This window comes from Escherichia sp. AM3 (assembly GCF_032029835.1).
Classification (GTDB): Bacteria; Pseudomonadota; Gammaproteobacteria; order Enterobacterales; family Enterobacteriaceae; genus Escherichia; species Escherichia coli.
Genome location: NZ_JAVUPQ010000856.1, coordinates 1 through 291, shown reverse-complemented (window position 1 = coordinate 291; position 291 = coordinate 1). Strand labels below are relative to the sequence as shown.

At 33.7% G+C, this 291-nt stretch carries 1 pseudogene; it reads left to right on the top strand.

Features of this window, described 5'->3' with window-relative positions:
* Positions 1 to 291, top strand: a pseudogene (locus RTW80_RS28715) (glycosyltransferase family 1 protein); the annotation flags it as partial.

The following is a 291-nucleotide window of genomic DNA, read 5'->3' as shown; positions in this document are numbered from 1 at the left end:
CATTTTTGGTACTTTAGCAGCAAAGTTCGCAAGAATACAAAAACGATATGCGATGCTTGAAGGTCTTGGTTTTTTCTTTACCAATTCTGGAGGACAGGTTTCATTACGAACTAAATTACTAAAAAAAATATTGGTTTCGCTTTACAAAGTGAGTTTCAGACACATTGAAAGTCTAATCTTGCTTAATGCGGATGATAAGCGAGATCTTTTAGTTAATGAAAAAATTCAAGTAAAAAAGGTACATATATTAGGGGGGATTGGATTAAATATGTCTGATTATCCCTACTGCCC